The organism is Kosakonia sp. (genome assembly GCF_032052965.1).
Taxonomy (GTDB): Bacteria; Pseudomonadota; Gammaproteobacteria; order Enterobacterales; family Enterobacteriaceae; genus Kosakonia.
Genome location: NZ_DAMBVN010000018.1, coordinates 69,686 through 87,471, shown reverse-complemented (window position 1 = coordinate 87,471; position 17,786 = coordinate 69,686). Strand labels below are relative to the sequence as shown.

The 17,786-nt window shown below is 54.0% G+C and carries 19 protein-coding genes; 9 read left to right on the top strand and 10 right to left on the bottom strand.

Annotation, left to right across the window (positions count from 1 at the left end):
* Window positions 1–15: 15 nt before the first annotated feature.
* Window positions 16–1,458 (top strand): pyruvate kinase, encoded by a 1,443-nt coding sequence (gene pyk / locus RTX30_RS18575; RefSeq protein WP_312691636.1) that lies wholly within the window; start codon window positions 16–18, stop codon window positions 1,456–1,458.
* 51 nt (window positions 1,459–1,509) lie between these two features.
* Here pyk and lpxM read toward each other — a convergent pair whose 3' ends face one another.
* The 3 genes from lpxM to znuA all read right to left on the bottom strand — a co-directional run bounded on the left by lpxM (window position 1,510) and on the right by znuA (window position 4,905).
* Window positions 1,510–2,481 carry a lauroyl-Kdo(2)-lipid IV(A) myristoyltransferase gene (gene lpxM, locus RTX30_RS18570; RefSeq protein WP_312691635.1) on the bottom strand — a complete coding sequence of 324 codons (972 nt, stop codon included), beginning with the start codon at window positions 2,479–2,481 and terminating at the stop codon, window positions 1,510–1,512.
* A 132-nt stretch (window positions 2,482–2,613) separates the two neighbouring features.
* Window positions 2,614–3,945, bottom strand: coding sequence for a murein DD-endopeptidase MepM (gene mepM / locus RTX30_RS18565; protein ID WP_312691634.1), 1,332 nt, complete (start codon window positions 3,943–3,945; stop codon window positions 2,614–2,616).
* 15 nt (window positions 3,946–3,960) lie between these two features.
* Window positions 3,961–4,905 (bottom strand): zinc ABC transporter substrate-binding protein ZnuA, encoded by a 945-nt coding sequence (znuA, locus tag RTX30_RS18560; protein WP_312691633.1) that lies wholly within the window; start codon window positions 4,903–4,905, stop codon window positions 3,961–3,963.
* Between the two features lie 78 nt (window positions 4,906–4,983).
* On the opposite strand from znuA, the gene znuC reads away from it, so the two are divergent.
* Window positions 4,984–5,739 (top strand): zinc ABC transporter ATP-binding protein ZnuC, encoded by a 756-nt coding sequence (gene znuC / locus RTX30_RS18555; protein WP_312691632.1) that lies wholly within the window; start codon window positions 4,984–4,986, stop codon window positions 5,737–5,739.
* Window positions 5,736–6,521, top strand: coding sequence for a zinc ABC transporter permease subunit ZnuB (gene znuB / locus RTX30_RS18550; protein WP_312691631.1), 786 nt, complete (start codon window positions 5,736–5,738; stop codon window positions 6,519–6,521). Before znuC ends, znuB begins: the two co-directional genes overlap by 4 nt.
* A 46-nt stretch (window positions 6,522–6,567) precedes the next feature.
* On the opposite strand, the gene ruvB is transcribed toward znuB, so the two are convergent.
* The 3 genes from ruvB to RTX30_RS18535 form a co-directional block, all read right to left on the bottom strand.
* The gene (gene ruvB, locus RTX30_RS18545; RefSeq protein WP_312691630.1) at window positions 6,568–7,578 is read right to left on the bottom strand and encodes a Holliday junction branch migration DNA helicase RuvB; all 1,011 of its coding nucleotides are present in this window, start codon (window positions 7,576–7,578) and stop codon (window positions 6,568–6,570) included.
* 8 nt (window positions 7,579–7,586) lie between these two features.
* Window positions 7,587–8,198 carry a Holliday junction branch migration protein RuvA gene (gene ruvA / locus RTX30_RS18540; protein WP_312691629.1) on the bottom strand — a complete coding sequence of 204 codons (612 nt, stop codon included), beginning with the start codon at window positions 8,196–8,198 and terminating at the stop codon, window positions 7,587–7,589.
* Window positions 8,199–8,295: 97 nt separating this feature from the next.
* A complete protein-coding gene (locus tag RTX30_RS18535; protein ID WP_312691628.1) occupies window positions 8,296–9,177 on the bottom strand; it encodes an SDR family oxidoreductase in 882 nt (293 codons plus the stop codon).
* Window positions 9,178–9,272: 95 nt separating this feature from the next.
* Here RTX30_RS18535 and RTX30_RS18530 point away from each other — a divergent pair, with 95 nt between their 5' ends.
* Window positions 9,273–10,091, top strand: coding sequence for a helix-turn-helix transcriptional regulator (locus tag RTX30_RS18530; protein ID WP_312691627.1), 819 nt, complete (start codon window positions 9,273–9,275; stop codon window positions 10,089–10,091).
* A gap of 24 nt (window positions 10,092–10,115) precedes the next feature.
* Here the strand turns inward: RTX30_RS18530 and ruvC are convergent, their stop codons facing one another.
* The 4 genes from ruvC to aspS form a co-directional block, all read right to left on the bottom strand.
* Window positions 10,116–10,637 (bottom strand): crossover junction endodeoxyribonuclease RuvC, encoded by a 522-nt coding sequence (gene ruvC, locus RTX30_RS18525; RefSeq protein ID WP_312691654.1) that lies wholly within the window; start codon window positions 10,635–10,637, stop codon window positions 10,116–10,118.
* Between the two features lie 164 nt (window positions 10,638–10,801).
* Window positions 10,802–11,542, bottom strand: a complete 741-nt coding sequence (locus RTX30_RS18520) for a YebC/PmpR family DNA-binding transcriptional regulator (RefSeq protein ID WP_039056641.1) — start codon at window positions 11,540–11,542, stop codon at window positions 10,802–10,804.
* 126 nt (window positions 11,543–11,668) lie between these two features.
* Entirely contained in the window at window positions 11,669–12,127 is a 459-nt protein-coding gene (gene nudB / locus RTX30_RS18515; protein WP_409429831.1) for a dihydroneopterin triphosphate diphosphatase, read from the bottom strand.
* A 1-nt stretch (window position 12,128) separates the two neighbouring features.
* Window positions 12,129–13,907: an aspartate--tRNA ligase gene (gene aspS / locus RTX30_RS18510; protein ID WP_312691626.1), complete on the bottom strand. Its 1,779-nt coding sequence runs from the start codon at window positions 13,905–13,907 to the stop codon at window positions 12,129–12,131.
* A gap of 265 nt (window positions 13,908–14,172) precedes the next feature.
* On the opposite strand from aspS, the gene RTX30_RS18505 reads away from it, so the two are divergent.
* The 5 genes from RTX30_RS18505 to cmoB are packed head-to-tail and all read left to right on the top strand — an operon-like array spanning window position 14,173 to window position 17,750.
* Window positions 14,173–14,739, top strand: a complete 567-nt coding sequence (locus RTX30_RS18505; protein ID WP_312691625.1) for a hydrolase — start codon at window positions 14,173–14,175, stop codon at window positions 14,737–14,739.
* Window positions 14,736–15,554: a DUF72 domain-containing protein gene (locus tag RTX30_RS18500; RefSeq protein ID WP_312691624.1), complete on the top strand. Its 819-nt coding sequence runs from the start codon at window positions 14,736–14,738 to the stop codon at window positions 15,552–15,554. The genes RTX30_RS18505 and RTX30_RS18500 overlap by 4 nt, the downstream gene beginning before the upstream one ends.
* Before the next feature lie 52 nt (window positions 15,555–15,606).
* Window positions 15,607–16,002, top strand: a complete 396-nt coding sequence (locus tag RTX30_RS18495; protein ID WP_312691623.1) for an MAPEG family protein — start codon at window positions 15,607–15,609, stop codon at window positions 16,000–16,002.
* A 39-nt stretch (window positions 16,003–16,041) separates the two neighbouring features.
* Window positions 16,042–16,782: a carboxy-S-adenosyl-L-methionine synthase CmoA gene (gene cmoA, locus RTX30_RS18490; RefSeq protein ID WP_312691622.1), complete on the top strand. Its 741-nt coding sequence runs from the start codon at window positions 16,042–16,044 to the stop codon at window positions 16,780–16,782.
* Complete coding sequence (gene cmoB / locus RTX30_RS18485; protein ID WP_312691621.1) at window positions 16,779–17,750, top strand: tRNA 5-methoxyuridine(34)/uridine 5-oxyacetic acid(34) synthase CmoB; 972 nt, start codon at window positions 16,779–16,781, stop codon at window positions 17,748–17,750. Before cmoA ends, cmoB begins: the two co-directional genes overlap by 4 nt.
* The last annotated feature ends 36 nt before the right edge of the window (window positions 17,751–17,786 follow it).

Here is a 17,786-nt window from a genome sequence, read left to right as displayed (position 1 = left end):
TCAACGGAGTATTACATGTCCAGAAGGCTTCGCAGAACCAAAATCGTTACTACTTTAGGCCCGGCCACCGATCGCGATAACAACCTCGAAAAGGTTATTGCTGCGGGTGCTAACGTAGTGCGTATGAACTTCTCTCACGGGACACCGGAAGATCATAAGTTACGCGCCGATAAAGTGCGTGAGATTGCGGCAAAACTGGGACGTCATGTTGCTATCCTTGGCGATTTACAAGGGCCAAAAATTCGCGTTTCCACCTTTAAGGAAGGCAAAGTCTTCCTGAATATCGGTGATAAATTCCTGCTGGACGCCAATCTGGGTAAAGGCGAAGGCGATAAAGAAAAAGTCGGTATCGATTACAAAGGCCTGCCAGCAGACGTCGTGCCAGGCGATATCCTGCTGCTGGATGATGGTCGTGTGCAGTTAAAAGTGCTGGAAGTTCAGGGCATGAAAGTGTTTACCGAAGTGACCGTCGGTGGCCCGCTCTCCAACAATAAAGGCATTAACAAACTCGGCGGTGGTCTTTCTGCGGAAGCCCTGACCGAAAAAGATAAAGCAGACATTGTTACCGCTGCGCTGATCGGCGTGGATTACCTTGCTGTCTCCTTCCCGCGCTGCGGGGAAGATCTGAACTATGCTCGCCGCCTGGCGCGCGATGCTGGTTGTGATGCCAAAATTGTCGCCAAAGTTGAACGTGCCGAAGCGGTCTGCAACCAGGATGCCATGGATGATGTAATCCTCGCCTCTGACGTTGTGATGGTAGCCCGTGGTGACCTGGGCGTGGAAATCGGCGATCCGGAACTGGTCGGCATTCAGAAAGCGTTGATTCGTCGCGCACGCCAGCTGAACCGTTCTGTGATCACCGCCACCCAGATGATGGAGTCGATGATCACTAACCCCATGCCAACCCGCGCAGAAGTCATGGACGTCGCGAACGCCGTGCTGGATGGTACCGATGCGGTCATGCTCTCTGCCGAAACCGCGGCCGGTCAGTACCCTTCTGAAACGGTGGCAGCAATGGCGCGCGTGTGCCTCGGGGCAGAGAAAATCCCAAGCATCAACGTTTCTAAACACCGTCTGGATATTCAGTTCGACAACGTGGAAGAAGCCATTGCGATGTCGGCAATGTATGCCGCTAACCACCTGAAGGGTGTCACTGCCATTATCACCATGACCGAATCAGGACGTACTGCACTGATGACGTCACGTATCAGTTCCGGTCTGCCGATTTTTGCACTGTCTCGCCATGAACGTACGCTGAATCTGACTGCGCTGTACCGCGGTGTTACACCGGTCTATTTCGACAGCCATAACGAGGGTGTGGCTGCGGCTCACGACGCGGTCACTTTGCTGCGTGACAAAGGCTATCTGCTCTCCGGCGACCTGGTGATTGTGACCCAGGGCGATGTGATGAGTACCATCGGCACCACTAATACCACCCGTATTCTGACCGTCGAATAATCAGGAACGGAAAGTAAAAGGCCTCTCATCACGAGAGGCCTTTTTTATGCTTTATTTCCGGGGATACAGCTCATTACGCCGGTAAGGTTCGGTTTCACCGGATTTGCGTGTTTTTAATAATTTCAGGATCCAGGTGTATTGCTCCGGATGTGGCCCGACAAACACTTCGACTTCTTCGTTCATCCGCCGGGCAATGGTGTTGTCGTCTGCGGTAAGCAGATCATCCATCGGTGGGCGAACCTGAATAATCAGTCGGTGCGAATGTGCGTCATAGATCGGGAATAAGGGAACAACACGCGCCCGGCAAACCTTCATCAGACGCCCAATGGCCGGAAGCGTTGCTTTGTAAGTCGCAAAGAAGTCGACAAACTCGCTGTGCTCAGGGCCATGATCCTGGTCCGGCAGATAGTAGCCCCAGTAACCCTGACGTATCGACTGGATAAACGGTTTAATCCCATCGTTGCGCGCATGCAAGCGCCCGCCAAAACGTCGACGCACGCTGTTCCACACGTAGTCGTAAACCTTGTTGCCCTGATTGTGGAACATCGCCGCCATTTTCTGCCCCTGTGAAGACATCAGCATGGCTGGAATATCCACACCCCAGCCGTGCGGCACCAGAAAAATGACTTTTTCATCATTATTGCGCATTTCATCAATGATCGCTTTTCCCTGCCACTCCACACGAGGCATGACTTTTTCCGGGCCACGAATCGCCAGTTCAGCCATCAGAACCATCGCCTGCGGCGCCGTGGCAAACATATCATCAATGATCGCTTCCCGTTCCGCTTCGCTTTTTTCAGGGAAGCAATAGAGAAGGTTAATCTGGGCGCGGCGGCGCGCGCTTTTACCGAATTTCCCTGCCAGGCGGCCCAGCTTGCCCAGTAGCGGATCGCGCATTTTTGCCGGGATCATCGCGACGCCAGCAAACGCGAGCACGCCCAGCCAGGCACCCCAGTTGCGCGGGTGACGGAATTCGCTCTCGAATTCCGGAATGTACTCACTGTTATTTTTTTTCGTTTCCATGCATCGTCCGCAGGCCAGAAATCAAAAATCAGAAAAGATAATCGGATAGTGTAGCGAGCCGCTTTCTTTCGCACAAAAGAAAAAGCCGATGCGGGTGAGACATCGGCTTCAGACGCACACTTAACAGGCAAATCAGTCGAAGCGTAACTGCGGTAAGACTTCTTTCACCTGCGCCAGGTAATCGGTACGATCCGAACCGCTCAGACCTTCCGTTCTTGGCAGCTTCGCCGTTAAAGGGTTCACTGCCTGCTGGTTAATCCATACTTCGTAATGCAGGTGCGGGCCGGTAGAGCGCCCGGTATTTCCGGACAACGCGATACGATCGCCACGTTTCACTTTCTGCCCGTTTTTCACCAGCAACTTACGCAAATGCATATAACGCGTGGTATAGGTGCGACCATGTCGGATAGCCACATAATAACCTGCCGCGCCGCTACGTTTGGCTACCACCACTTCGCCGTCTCCTACAGAGAGGACTGGCGTACCTTGTGGCATGGCAAAGTCGACACCTTTATGAGGTGCAACACGCCCGGTCACCGGGTTCAGACGGCGCGGATTGAAGTTAGACGACACGCGGAACTGCTTCGAGGTGGGGAAACGCATAAAACCTTTCGCCAGGCCTGTACCGTTCCGATCGTAAAATTTGCCATCCTCTGCACGAATCGCGTAGTAGTCTTTGCCATCAGAGCGGAGACGGACACCGACCAGTTGGCTCTGCTCCTGCTTACCTTCCAGCATTTCGCGGGACATCAGAACGGAGAACTCATCGCCTTTTTTCAGCTTACGGAAGTCCATTTGCCACTGCATGGCTTTGATAACGGAACTGATTTCACCGCTGGTCAGCCCCGCTTCCCGGGCGCTGGCCACGAAGCTGCCGCCAACGGTGCCTTTCATCACTTTGTTGACCCAGTCGCCCTGCTGCATTTCACTGCTCATTTTGAACGCGCCGCTATCGGTACGATCGTAAGTGCGTGTTTCGCGACGGGACATTTCCCAGGTCAGGCGTTGCAAATCCCCGTCCGCGGTCAGCGTCCAGGAGATCTGTTGACCGATTTTCAGGTTACGCAGCTCTTTATCCGCTGCGGCAAGCTGGCTGATATCGCCCATATCAATGCCGTACTGATTGAGGATACTGCTTAGCGTATCGCCGGTAGAGACGACATATTCATGAACCCCGGCTTCGCTGGCGGTCTTATCATCCAGTTCATCCTGTGGAATATCTTCCACTTCATCCGGCATGGTTTGATCGATAGGTTCGCTGGCTTCAGGCAACAACGAGCGGACTTCACTTTTTTTCAGCTCGATGGTTTTGACAATCGGCGCGGAGACCGATTCAGGGTGATAAACATAAGGTCGCCAGACGGCGACCGTAAGCGTGAGAACTGTAAGTGACCCCAGCATAACGCGATGGGGTCGGGGCAGATTGTTAAATGCCAGGGCGACAGAGCGGGCTATCTGTTGCACGTATTCACTTCCTCGTTAATCTCCTTTCAGGCAGCTCGTATACTGGTTAGCTAGCTGGGCAAGGAACTGTGAATAGCTCTCTTTGCCTGGCTTGATACTGATCCCAAGTGGATCCAACGTTCCCATTCGAACGGATGTCCCTCTGGCAACAGCTTCAACGACCGCTGGCCTGAACTGTGGCTCAGCAAAAACGCAGGTTGCTTTTTGCTCAACCAACTGTGTTCTGATTTCATGTAAACGCTGCGCACCAGGTTGAATTTCGGGGTTGACGGTAAAGTGACCCAATGGAGTCAGCCCGTAATGCTTTTCAAAATAGCCGTAGGCGTCATGAAAAACGAAATACCCCTTCCCCTTCAGCGGTGCCAGCTCGTTTCCGACCTGTTTGTCGACCTGAGTCAATGATGCCTCAAAAGCCTGCAGGTTGGCGTCAAGCTTGGCTCGACTTTGCGGCATAACTTCCACTAATTTATCGTGGATTGCAACCGCCGAAAGCCGCGCTATCTCTGGGGAAAGCCACAGGTGCATGTTGTAGTCGCCGTGATGGTGATGCTCATCACCTTTTTCGCCCGCATGCTGGTGATCGTCATGATGATGTTCATCGTCATCCTCACCTTTCATCAGCAAAGATTTCACCCCTTCAAGCTCAGCCATCGTTATGCGTTTTTTCTCGGGAATTTGCTGCGCAGATTTAGCCATAAACGCTTCCATGTCCGGCCCGACCCAAAATACTAAGTCCGCGTTCTGTAAGCGTTTTACATCAGAAGGACGCAATGAATAGTCGTGTTCGGATGCGCCGTCAGGCAACAACACGTCGGTGGTTGTTACGCCATCGGCAATAGCTGATGCGATAAAACCCAGAGGCTTTAAAGAGGTTACGACTGCGGCGTTAGCAGTTTCTGCTGCCCCACCCAGAAGCGCAGCGGATAACGCTGCGCAAAGAAGCGTATTTTTATGTAACATAATGCGTCTATTGATCGTAATGAGTAAGTGGAATGTGATATTATAACATTCGACAACTTGTGCAACCCCTTAAATGCTATGACGAATCTTGTAACGCTAGAAAAAGTCACCGTCGCCTTTGGTCAACGGCGCGTCTTATCTGATATTTCGCTAAATTTATGCCCCAGCAAAATTCTGACGTTGCTGGGTCCCAATGGCGCAGGAAAATCGACGCTGGTGCGCGTCGTGCTTGGGCTCGTAGCACCGGACGCCGGTACTATCAAGCGCGAAAAAAATCTGCGTATCGGCTATGTGCCGCAAAAACTGCATCTTGATGCAACGCTCCCACTGACTGTCGGGCGTTTTTTACGTTTGCGCCCGGGAACACGTAAAGAAGAGATCGTTCCGGCGTTGAAACGCGTGCAGGCGGCGCATCTGGTTGATGCTCCGATGCAAAAACTCTCCGGTGGCGAGACGCAGCGGGTCTTGCTGGCACGGGCATTGCTCAACCGCCCCCAGTTGCTGGTGCTCGACGAACCCACTCAGGGCGTAGACGTCAATGGCCAGGTGGCGCTGTACGATCTCATCGACCAGTTGCGCAAAGAGCTGGACTGCGCCGTATTGATGGTGTCTCACGACTTACACCTGGTCATGGCGAAAACAGATGAAGTGCTGTGCCTTAACCACCACATATGTTGTTCAGGTACGCCGGAAGTGGTTTCCATGCACCCCGAATTTATTTCGATGTTCGGCCAGCGGGGGGCAGAACAGCTCGGCATTTATCGCCATAACCATAATCACCGCCATGATTTACAAGGCCGCATTGTATTGCGCCAGGGTAACGGACGCTCATGATTGAATTATTACTGCCCGGCTGGTTTGCTGGCGTGATGCTGGCCTGCGCGGCTGGCCCGCTGGGTTCTTTTGTTGTCTGGCGTCGAATGTCCTATTTTGGCGATACGCTGGCGCACGCCTCCCTGCTCGGAGTGGCGTTTGGTTTTCTGCTCGATGTGAATCCGTTTTATGCGGTAATCGCCGTGACACTGCTGCTCGCAGCGGGTCTGGTATGGCTGGAAAAACGTCCGCATCTGGCAGTAGACACATTGCTCGGTATTATGGCGCATAGCGCTTTATCGCTGGGTCTTGTAGTCGTTAGCCTGATGTCGAATATTCGCGTTGACCTGATGGCCTACCTTTTCGGCGACTTGCTGGCTGTAACTCCGCAGGATCTGCTATTTATTGCCATGGGCGTTGTCGTGGTGGTGGGGATTTTGCTTTGGCAATGGCGCAGCCTGCTATCAATGACAATCAGCCCGGAACTGGCTTTTGTTGATGGCGTGAAACTGCAGCGCGTGAAGCTGCTGCTCATGCTGGTGACGGCCCTGACGATCGGCGTGGCGATGAAATTCGTCGGCGCGCTGATTATTACATCACTGCTAATCATTCCGGCCGCTACGGCCCGCCGTTTTGCACGCACACCGGAGCAGATGGCCGGTATAGCGGTAGGCGTTGGCATGATTGCCGTTACCGGCGGGTTAGCATTCTCGGCGCTGTATGACACGCCAGCAGGCCCTTCCGTGGTGTTGTGCGCCGCAGTGCTGTTTATCGTTAGTATGACGAAGAAAACGGCTAGCTAAGAAGCAAAGCCGGACAAGGCCGGATGTTGTTCACATCCGGCGTTTTTCAGGGCATCTCTGGCGGAGTAATGCCAAAGTGGTTCCAGGCCCGAACGGTTGCCATGCGTCCACGCGGCGTACGTTGTAAAAAACCTTGCTGGATGAGATAAGGTTCCAGTACGTCTTCAATCGTTTCCCGCTCTTCGCCGATAGCCGCCGCCAGGTTATCCAGACCCACTGGCCCGCCAAAAAACTTATCAATAACTGCCAACAGCAGCTTGCGATCCATATAATCAAAGCCTTCGGCATCGACGTTCAGCATGTCCAGCGCCTGCGCGGCAATCCCGGCCGTGATGTCGCCGTTATGCTTTACCTCGGCAAAGTCCCGTACGCGTCGCAGCAGCCGGTTGGCGATACGCGGTGTACCACGAGAACGTCGCGCCACTTCCAGCGCACCTTCCTCACTCATCTCCAGCCCCATAAAGCGCGCGCTACGACCGACAATATGTTGCAGGTCGGCGACCTGGTAGAACTCAAGACGTTGCACTATGCCAAAACGATCGCGCAGTGGCGAGGTCAGTGAACCCGCACGTGTGGTCGCACCAATTAGGGTAAAGGGAGGGAGATCGATCTTGATGGAACGCGCCGCCGGACCTTCGCCAATCATGATATCCAGTTGATAGTCTTCCATCGCTGGATACAGCACCTCTTCCACTACCGGCGAAAGGCGGTGAATCTCATCAATAAACAGCACATCATGCGGTTCTAAGTTGGTGAGCATGGCCGCCAAATCGCCCGCTTTCTCCAGAACCGGGCCAGATGTGGTGCGCAGATTCACGCCCATCTCGTTGGCGACAATATTCGCCAGAGTTGTTTTCCCTAAACCGGGCGGGCCAAAGATAAGAAGATGGTCAAGCGCATCACCACGCAGTTTTGCCGCCTGGATAAAGATCTCCATCTGAGAACGAACCTGAGGCTGGCCAACATATTCGTCGAGCAGTTTCGGGCGAATAGCGCGGTCGGCGATCTCTTCCACGTTAGTGCTGGCGGGTGCGACCAGGCGATCTGCTTCAATCATCCTCTACCTCACAACGCTGCGCGCAGCGCTTCACGGATCAGGGTTTCACTGTTGGCATCCGGACGCGCGATTTTACTCACCATCCGGCTGGCTTCCTGAGGTTTATAGCCCAGCGCTACCAGCGCGGCAACAGCTTCTTGTTCTGCATCGTCTGCCGCCGGGCCGGCAGGGGAAGTCAGCACCAGATCCGCCGCAGGTGTAAAGAGATCGCCATGCAACCCCTTAAAGCGGTCCTTCATTTCGACAATCAGGCGCTCAGCCGTTTTCTTACCGATGCCCGGCAGTTTGATAAGCGCGGCGGGATCTTCACGCTCGACCGAATTCACAAACTGTTGCGCCGACATGCCAGAAAGGATCGCCAGTGCAAGTTTCGGCCCGACACCGTTGGTTTTAATCAACTCACGGAACAGGGTACGTTCCTGCTTATTATTAAAACCGAACAGCAGTTGAGCATCTTCACGCACCACGAAATGCGTGAAGACAATCGCCTCTTTTCCAGCGTCCGGTAATTCATAAAAACAGGTCATTGGCATATGCACTTCGTAGCCCACGCCCCCTGCTTCCAGCACCACTAACGGGGGTTGTTTTTCAACAATAATGCCTCTGAGTCTGCCTATCACGTGACGCTCCTGCGGTAAGGGCTTAAATTCTAATGTTGTATCATAAAAAAAGGCTGGATAGATATCCAGCCGATTCTGCAGGAAAAACGCGCGGTATTCAGGAATTCGCGTAATAGGCGCTATCAGCCAGATCTGCCAGCAATTCACGCTGCTGGGGCTGCCAACCCAGTACGTCGCGAGTCTGGGCACTGGACGCCGCCATGTCTGCCGCAGCAAAGGCAGCAAACCAGCCAAAATGTTCAGGACTGCGTGACTCAGCCGGTAGACCCAGCATTTTGCCGATGGCTATCGCAATGTCGCGCATGGGTATCCCCTCTTCCGCGACGGCGTGATACACCGGTTGTGTAACGCCAGTTTCTAATACCCGTCGGTACACTTTCGCCGCATCAAGACGATGCACCGCCGCCCAGCGGTTTGAGCCCTCTCCTGGCCAGGCTGCCACGCCTGTTTTCTTCGCCAGCGCGATCAGGTTGGGCACAAAACCGTGATCGCCAACGCCATGTACCGTTGGCGCCAGGCGAATGCTCGCAGCCCGGATACCTTTTTCCACCAGCTCTTGCGCTGCCAGCTCCGAACGACGCAAGTATTCCGGCCCGCTGGCAGGTTTATCCGTTTCGTTTGCCAGTCGCCCCTGTACCAATCGCGCCAGACCTGATGTCACCAGTAAAGGGCGATGACTGCCTTTTAACGCTTCGCCCAACGTTTCGATAGCCCGTTGATCCTGGGCGCAATTGTCTGCAAAGCGGGAAAAATCGTGATTAAACGCGGTATGGATCACCGCATCGGCGTGCATGGCGGCATCAAACAGGATCTGGCGATCGTCCAGCGTCCCGTAAATTACCTGCCCGCCAGCCGCCAGTAATGCCTGCGCTTTATCGGTATTTCTTGCCAGCCCCGTCATGTGATGCCCGGCTGCCAGTAATTCCGCCGCTACCGTTGCGCCAACCCAGCCGGTCGCGCCCGTCAGAAAAACATGCATGCGTGTGTCTCCTTATGTTGACTCGCGCGCCTATCCTTATAAATATCCTTAGCAGAGAAAAGTAGTGACGTTATCGTGGTATAAGGACTAACAGGATGCATAGCGTGACCCAGCCTAAAGATCTTGGTGATTATCTCAAATCCCGCCGTGCGCAACTGGACCCGCAAACACTGGGTTTCCATACCGGTCGGCGGCGTACGCCGGGATTACGGCGCGAAGAAGTCGCGCACCTGGCCTGTATCAGCGCCACCTGGTATACCTGGCTCGAACAGGGACGCGGCGGTACGCCGTCGGCGGAAGTACTGGAGCGCATTTGCCAGGCACTGCGGCTTTCTGAGCGGGAACGTGAGCATGTTTTTCATCTTGGTTTGGGGCGTGCCCCTGGCGTGCATTACAACCCGACCGGCACGATAAGCGCGCGGCTGCAAAAAGTACTGGATCATATGCCCTTTAGCCCGGCGTTAATCCGCAATGCCACCTGGGATGTACTCGCCTGGAACAAAGCCGCCACCGTGGTGTTATCGGATTATCCCTCACTGCCTTTCCAGCAGCGCAATATTTTGCGGAGGATGTTTCTCAATCCTCATGTACGCGCGATGCAAAACGACTGGCAAGGATTGACGCGTTTTTTGGTTGCAGCCTTTCGTGCTGATGCAGTTCGGGCCGGTGCGGTTGCCGAAATCCGCCCACTGGTGGAGGAACTCAGTGCTGCATCAGCTGAGTTTGCCGCGCTGTGGCAGGAAAACGATATTGAGGGGATGGAGGAAGGTACCAAGATCCTGCTGCATGCCCGCGCAGGGCAATTGTCGCTGGAATATTCGAGTTTCTCCGTTGAAGGACAACCCGACCTGACAATGGTGGTCTATAACCCCTCCAGTGAAGAGGATGCCCGGAAAATCCGTTCTTTGTTATAAAAAAAGCGCCTGCAAAGGCGCTTTTTAACGTAATCTTCCACGCGCCAGACTAAGGCGAGAACTGCTTACCTGTACCGCATTCTGACTGACATGGCAGTGTGTAATGGCGATAGCCAGCGCATCGGCGGCATCTGCCTGTGGATTGGCAGGGAGTTTCAGCAGGTTACGCACCATGTGCTGAACCTGACTTTTTTCCGCACTGCCAATGCCGACAACGGTCTGTTTAACCTGCCTGGCGGCATACTCAAACACCGGCAATTCCTGGTTAACCGCAGCAACAATCGCCACACCACGCGCCTGCCCCAGTTTAAGCGCCGAGTCGGCGTTTTTCGCCATAAACACTTGTTCAATGGCGAAATAATCAGGCTGGAACTGAGTGATGATTTCCGTCACGCCTGCATAGATCAGTTTCAGACGCGACGGTAAATCGTCCACTTTAGTGCGGATGCAGCCGCTGCCGAGGTAAGTCAGCTGGCGGCCTTTCTGGCGGATCACACCATAACCGGTGATACGTGAACCCGGGTCGATCCCGAGAATTATCGCCATCATGCATCTCCGCTTGGCTTCATTATCCTGCAACCCCTGATACCCAACCTATTTCAGTTCACAGGAAGGCGGCTACGCAGTGCATCCCCAGGAGCATAGAGAGACTCCGTGACTGGAGTGTGCGATGAAAGCCAACGCTCCAGTGGGTTGCAAGATGACAGGTATTACAGCGTTGCCGCGACTTCGTCGGAGATCTCACCGTTATGGTAAACTTCCTGCACGTCATCGCAGTCTTCCAGCATATCGATCAGACGCAGCAGTTTCGGCGCTGTTTCTGCATCCATATCCGCTTTCGTGGACGGGATCATAGAAACTTCTGCGTTGTCTGCTTTCAGGCCAGCGGCTTCCAGCGCGTCACGCACAGTACCCATCTCTTCCCACGCGGTGTAAACGTCAATGGCACCGTCATCGAAGGTCACCACATCTTCCGCGCCCGCTTCCAGCGCCGCTTCCATAATGGTGTCTTCATCGCCCGCTTCAAAAGAGATCACCCCTTTTTTGCTGAAGAGATATGCCACAGAACCATCAGTACCCAGGTTGCCGCCACATTTGCTAAACGCGTGACGCACTTCAGCCACGGTACGGTTACGGTTATCACTCAGGCACTCCACCATCACCGCGGTGCCGCCAGGACCGTAACCTTCATAAATGATGGTTTCCATGTTTGCATCGTCGTCACCGCCAACGCCGCGCGCAATCGCCCTGTTCAGGGTGTCACGGGTCATGTTATTGCTCAGCGCTTTATCAACCGCTGCACGCAGACGCGGGTTGGAAGCAATGTCACCGCCGCCCAGACGTGCCGCAGTGACCAGCTCACGAATAATTTTGGTAAAAATCTTACCGCGTTTGGCATCCTGTGCCGCTTTGCGGTGCTTGGTGTTGGCCCATTTACTATGACCTGCCATAAAAAACTCTCCAATAAAGCCTTTTCCCGTAAACCCGTCGCTCAGTCAGTGAGTGGCCCCCGTTTGCGTCGGCGTCCTGCTGCTGCAAGCACCGACCCAGGAGGGCGTTTCGCCTTACAGAGATCCTCAGTTCCGGGAAAATTCGTCGGCGTTAATTACAAATTCTTCAATCGCCTGCCGGTTGCTCCATGACTTGGTTAATGCCGCCGCTGCGGGCGCATCAAGCCAGCGGTACGCCAGATGTTCGCTAAAAACAATCTGACGTTCATGGGGCAGCGCAAGACAAAACCATGACTCGGTATTGTGCGTAACGCCCGGCGCGTAGCGATGACGTAAATGACTAAAGATTTCATACTCCACCGTGCGCTGACAGTCGACTAAGGCCAGTTGCTCCTGCGCAACATCAATATCGACCTCTTCCTTTACTTCACGCGCGGCGGCTTGCGACGCTACCTCCCCCTCTTCCAGACTGCCGGTAACCGACTGCCAGAAATCAGGATCGTCACGTCGCTGCAACATCAGCACCCGTTTCGTATCTTGCGCATAAATCACGACCAGTACAGAGACAGGGTGCTTAAATGGCATATTACTTATTCTCCGGGGTCTCTTTTTTGACCACCGAAATGCCTAATTCCACCAGCGAAGCCGGGTTGGCAAAGCTTGGCGCTTCGGTCATCAGACACGCAGCCGCGGTGGTTTTCGGGAAAGCGATAACATCACGAATATTGTCTGTACCGGTCAGCAACATGGTCAGACGATCCAGACCAAACGCCAGACCTGCATGCGGCGGTGTACCATATTTCAGCGCGTCCAGCAGGAAGCCAAACTTCTCACGCTGTTCCTGTTCGTTAATGCCCAGAATGCTGAACACCGTCTGCTGCATATCGCCACTATGGATACGCACAGAACCACCACCCACTTCATAGCCGTTAATGACCATATCGTAGGCATTAGCAACGGCCTCTTCCGGCGCAGCTTTTAGCTCTGCGGCGGTCATGTCTTTCGGCGAGGTGAACGGATGGTGCATAGCCGTCAGGCCGCCTTCGCCGTCATCTTCAAACATCGGGAAGTCAATAACCCATAGCGGTGCCCACTTACCTTCATCGGTAATATTCAGGTCCTTGCCCACTTTCAGACGCAGCGCGCCCAGCGCATCGGCCACCACTTTTTTGTTGTCTGCGCCGAAGAAAATCATGTCGCCATCCTGCGCGCCAGTGCGCTCAAGAATGGCGCTCACGATCTCTGCGTTGAGGAACTTGGCGACCGGGCTGGTGATCCCTTCCAGACCGTTGGCGGCTTCATTGACTTTAATATAGGCGAGGCCTTTCGCACCGTAGATTTCGATAAACTTGCCGTAGTCGTCAATCTGTTTACGGCTAAGCTGTGCGCCACCCGGAACACGCAAGGCGGCAACACGGCCTTTCGGATCGTTTGCCGGGCCGGAGAAGACTTTAAACTCAACCGCTTTCAGCAGGTCGGCAACATCTACCAGTTCCATTGGGTTACGCAGATCTGGTTTATCGGAGCCGTAACGACGCTCAGCTTCAGCAAAAGTCATGATCGGGAAATCACCCAGATCAACACCTTTGATTTCCAGCCACAGTTGACGAACCAGCGCTTCCATCACTTCGCGCACCTGCGGTGCCGTCATAAAGGAAGTTTCCACATCGATCTGGGTAAATTCCGGCTGGCGATCGGCACGCAAGTCTTCGTCGCGGAAGCATTTAACGATCTGGTAGTAGCGGTCGAAACCCGACATCATCAGCAACTGTTTGAACAGCTGAGGCGACTGCGGCAGCGCATAGAACTTGCCTTTGTGCACGCGGCTCGGCACGAGGTAGTCGCGCGCACCTTCCGGCGTCGCTTTGGTCAACATCGGGGTTTCAATGTCGAGGAAACCGTGATCGTCCATAAAACGGCGTACAAAACTGGTGATCTTGGCGCGGGTTTTCAGTCGCTGCGCCATTTCCGGGCGACGCAGGTCGAGATAACGGTACTTCAGACGCGCTTCTTCGGTGTTGACGTGGTTGGAGTCCAGCGGCAGCACATCGGAACGGTTGATAATGTTCAGTTCGGTCGCGAACACTTCAACTTCACCGGTAGCCATATCTTTGTTGACGTTTTTTGCATCGCGCGCCCGCACGGTACCGGTGATTTGAATACAGAACTCATTACGCAGTTCAGACGCGAGCTGGAACGCATCCTGACGGTCCGGGTCGAAAAACACCTGCACGATGCCTTCACGATCGCGCATATCAATAAAGATAAGGCTACCGAGGTCACGACGACGATTGACCCACCCACAAAGCGTTACTTGCTGTCCGACATGGGACTGATTGAGCTGCCCGCAATATACTGTACGCATGAGATATCCTTTAATTAGCTGCGTGCGACCCGTCACCTGCGTTCAGGCGCTTTGGTAGCAGCTATTTTCGTATGTCACAACTGGATGAAAAAAGGGGGCTATTATACTGGAAATTATGCGTGACGATAAGCCCGCGTCCGACTGTACGCGCGTTTGCTGCGCGCTTATTGCGCATTCTCACAAAATTTAACAAAAATTGTAAACCGCGCATGCAGCGTTACCGCGTAAGGTAACCGCCGACATCATTCATTTTGCAGGAGTTATTATGCTGGAGCTCAATGCCGAAAAAACCGCGCTGGTCGTGATCGACTTACAGGAAGGCATCTTTCCTTTCGCAGGCGGTCCGCATACCGCGCAGGACGTGGTTGCCCGCGCCGCCACGCTGGCGGAGAAATTTCGTGCAAACGGTTCGCCAGTTGTGCTGGTGCGCGTGGGCTGGTCGGAAGATTTTGCCGAAGCGCTGAAACAGCCTGTCGATGCCCCTGCCGGCGGCCATACGCTGCCCGCAAACTGGTGGGACTATCCCGACGCGTTGGGTAAAAAAGCAAGCGATATAGAAGTAACCAAACGCCAGTGGGGCGCGTTTTACGGGACCGATTTAGAACTGCAATTGCGCCGTCGCGGTGTTGATACCATCGTCCTGTGCGGGATTTCGACCAATATTGGGGTTGAATCGACTGCCCGCAACGCCTGGGAGCTCGGTTTCTCGCTGGTCATTGCCGAGGACGCCTGCAGCGCGGGCAGTAGCGATCAACACCAGGGCAGTATGACCCACATTTTCCCGCGTATTGGTCGTGTACGCAGTACGAATGAGATCCTCCAGGCGCTATGATCTACATCGGCTTACCGCAATGGTCGCACCCTAAATGGGTGCGCCTTGGCATCACCAGCCTCGCAGACTACGCCCGCTACTTTAATTGCGTGGAGGGTAACACCACGCTTTACGCACTGCCAAAAGCGGAAATTGTCGATCGCTGGCGCGATCAAACCACGGATGATTTCCGCTTCTGTTTTAAATTCCCGGCAACCATTTCCCATCAGGCGGCACTGCGAGATTGCGCCGATCTGACAGCAGAATTCTTCACCCGTATGTCACCACTGTCGAACCGAATTGGTCAGTACTGGCTTCAGATGCCGCCCGTATTTGGCCCGCGCGATTTGCCTGCTCTGTGGACCTTTCTTGACGCATTGCCCGCAGAATTCACTTACGGCGTTGAGGTTCGCCATCCCTCTTTTTTTGCCAAAGGGGAAGACGAGAAAATGTTAAATCAGGGACTGCGCGCCCGGGGAGTGAACAGAGTGATGCTGGATAGCCGGCCGGTTCATAGTGCGGTGCCGCATAGCGAAGCGGTGATAGAGGCGCAGCGTAAAAAGCCCAAAGTGCCGGTACACGCACTGCTCACCGCCAGCCATCCGATGGTGCGCTTTATCGGCAGTGACAATATGCAACAAAACCGCGAACTGTTTGCCGTCTGGCTAACTAAATTGCCGCTCTGGGAGCAGACCACCACACCTTATCTTTTTTTGCATACGCCAGATATTGCGCATGCGCCGGAGCTGGTCGAAACGTTGTGGCAGGATTTGTATACAGCGCTTCCCTGTATTGGCAACGCCCCTTCTCTGCCGCAGCAATCTTCTCTTTTTTGAGTGGACAACCTATCATTGTAAAGCGGTCACCGATGCCTAAAAGGGAGTTTGTATGGTTAGCGCGCTTTATGCCGTATTGGGTGCGTTGTTGCTGCTGAAGTTTTCAATGGATGTTTCCCGACTGCGCATGCAGTATCGCGTGAGTTATGGCGATGGTGGATTTAGCGAATTACAGAGTGCCATTCGTATTCATGGCAATGCTGTAGAGTACCTGCCCATTGCGATTATTCTGCTCCTCTTTATGGAGATGAACGGAGCAGAAACCTGGATGGTGCATGCTTGTGGGCTTTTGTTGATAGCAGGCCGCCTGATGCATTATTACGGTTATTATCACCGTCTGTTTCGCTGGCGTCGTTCCGGCATGAGCGCCACCTGGTGTTCACTGGTACTGATGGTGCTGGCAAACCTGTGGTATATGCCCTGGGAGTTGGTTTTCTCCCTGCATTAGCGCACAATACGCCCCTTTGTTTCCCCGGATATTTACACTATGTCTCACCGCGACACGCTTTTTTCTGCGCCTATCGCCAGCCTGGGCGACTGGACTTTTGACGAACGGGTAGCTGAAGTCTTCCCGGACATGATCCAGCGTTCCGTACCGGGTTACTCCAATATTATCTCGATGATCGGCATGCTGGCGGAGCGTTTTGTGCAACCCGCGACGCAGGTCTATGATCTTGGTTGCTCGCTTGGCGCCGCCACCCTCTCTATCCGTCGCAATATTGCGCACACTGATTGCCATATCATTGCTGTCGATAACTCTCCAGCGATGGTCGAGCGCTGTCGGCGTCATATCGACGCCTATAAAGCGCCTACGCCAGTGACGGTCATTGAAGGGGATATCCGCGACATCACAATCGAAAACGCTTCAATGGTGGTACTCAACTTCACGCTGCAGTTCCTTGAGCCGCATGACCGGCTGACTCTGTTGAAGAAGATCCACCAAGGGCTGAACCCGGGCGGAGCGCTGGTGCTATCAGAAAAATTCAGTTTTGAAGACCACACCGTCGGCGAGCTGCTCTTTAACATGCACCATGACTTTAAACGTGCCAATGGCTACAGCGAACTGGAGATCAGCCAGAAACGGAGCATGCTGGAAAATGTGATGCTGACCGACTCTGTCGAGACCCATAAAGCTCGCCTGCGTGAAGCGGGTTTTGAACACAGTGAATTGTGGTTCCAGTGTTTTAACTTTGGTTCTCTGGTCGCGCTGAAGGCGGACAACGCATGATTGAATTTGGTCGTTTTTATCAGCAAATCGCTGTCGGTCCTTTAGCCCACTGGCTGGATACCCTGCCTGCGCAAATCTCCAGCTGGCAGCGCGAAGCCCTGCATGGGCAATTTAAACAATGGAATAATGCGGTGGAGTTTCTGCCGTCTGTCACCCCGGCCAGGCTGGATCTGCAAAATAGCGTGACGGCGCAGAGCGCGGAGCCACTTAGCCCTGGTCAGTTAAAAGGCATGGAGACGCTACTGCGTAATCTAATGCCCTGGCGTAAAGGCCCCTTCTCCCTTTACGGTATTGATATTGATACCGAATGGCGCTCTGACTGGAAATGGGAACGTGTTCTGCCGCATCTTTCCGATTTACGCGGACGTACCATTCTTGATGTGGGCTGCGGCAGCGGGTATCACCTGTGGCGCATGATAGGTGCCGGGGCCTCGCTGGCGGTTGGAATCGATCCGACACAGCTGTTTTTATGCCAGTTTGAAGCGGTGCGAAAACTGCTGGGTGATGATCGCCGGGCGCATTTGTTGCCGCTGGGCATTGAGCAACTGCCTGCGCTTAATGCTTTTGACACCGTTTTCTCGATGGGCGTGCTCTACCATCGTCGTTCTCCGCTGGAACATCTTTGGCAGCTCAAAGATCAGTTGGTTAAAGAGGGTGAGCTCGTGCTGGAAACGCTGGTGGTCGAAGGCGACGAACATACTGTGCTGGTGCCAGGCGATCGTTATGCGCAAATGCGTAACGTTTACTTTATTCCCTCCGCACTGGCGCTGAAAAACTGGCTGGAGAAATGCGGTTTTATTGATGTGCGTATTGCCGATATCAGCGTGACCAGCACCGACGAGCAGCGTCGCACACCCTGGATGATCAGCGAGTCACTGGCCGATTTCCTCGATCCGGCAGACAGCACTAAAACCGTTGAGGGTTACCCCGCACCGCAGCGTGCCGTATTGATTGCGCGTAAACCTTGAGATAAAAAAAGACCCCTGTTAATGGCAGGGGCCTGG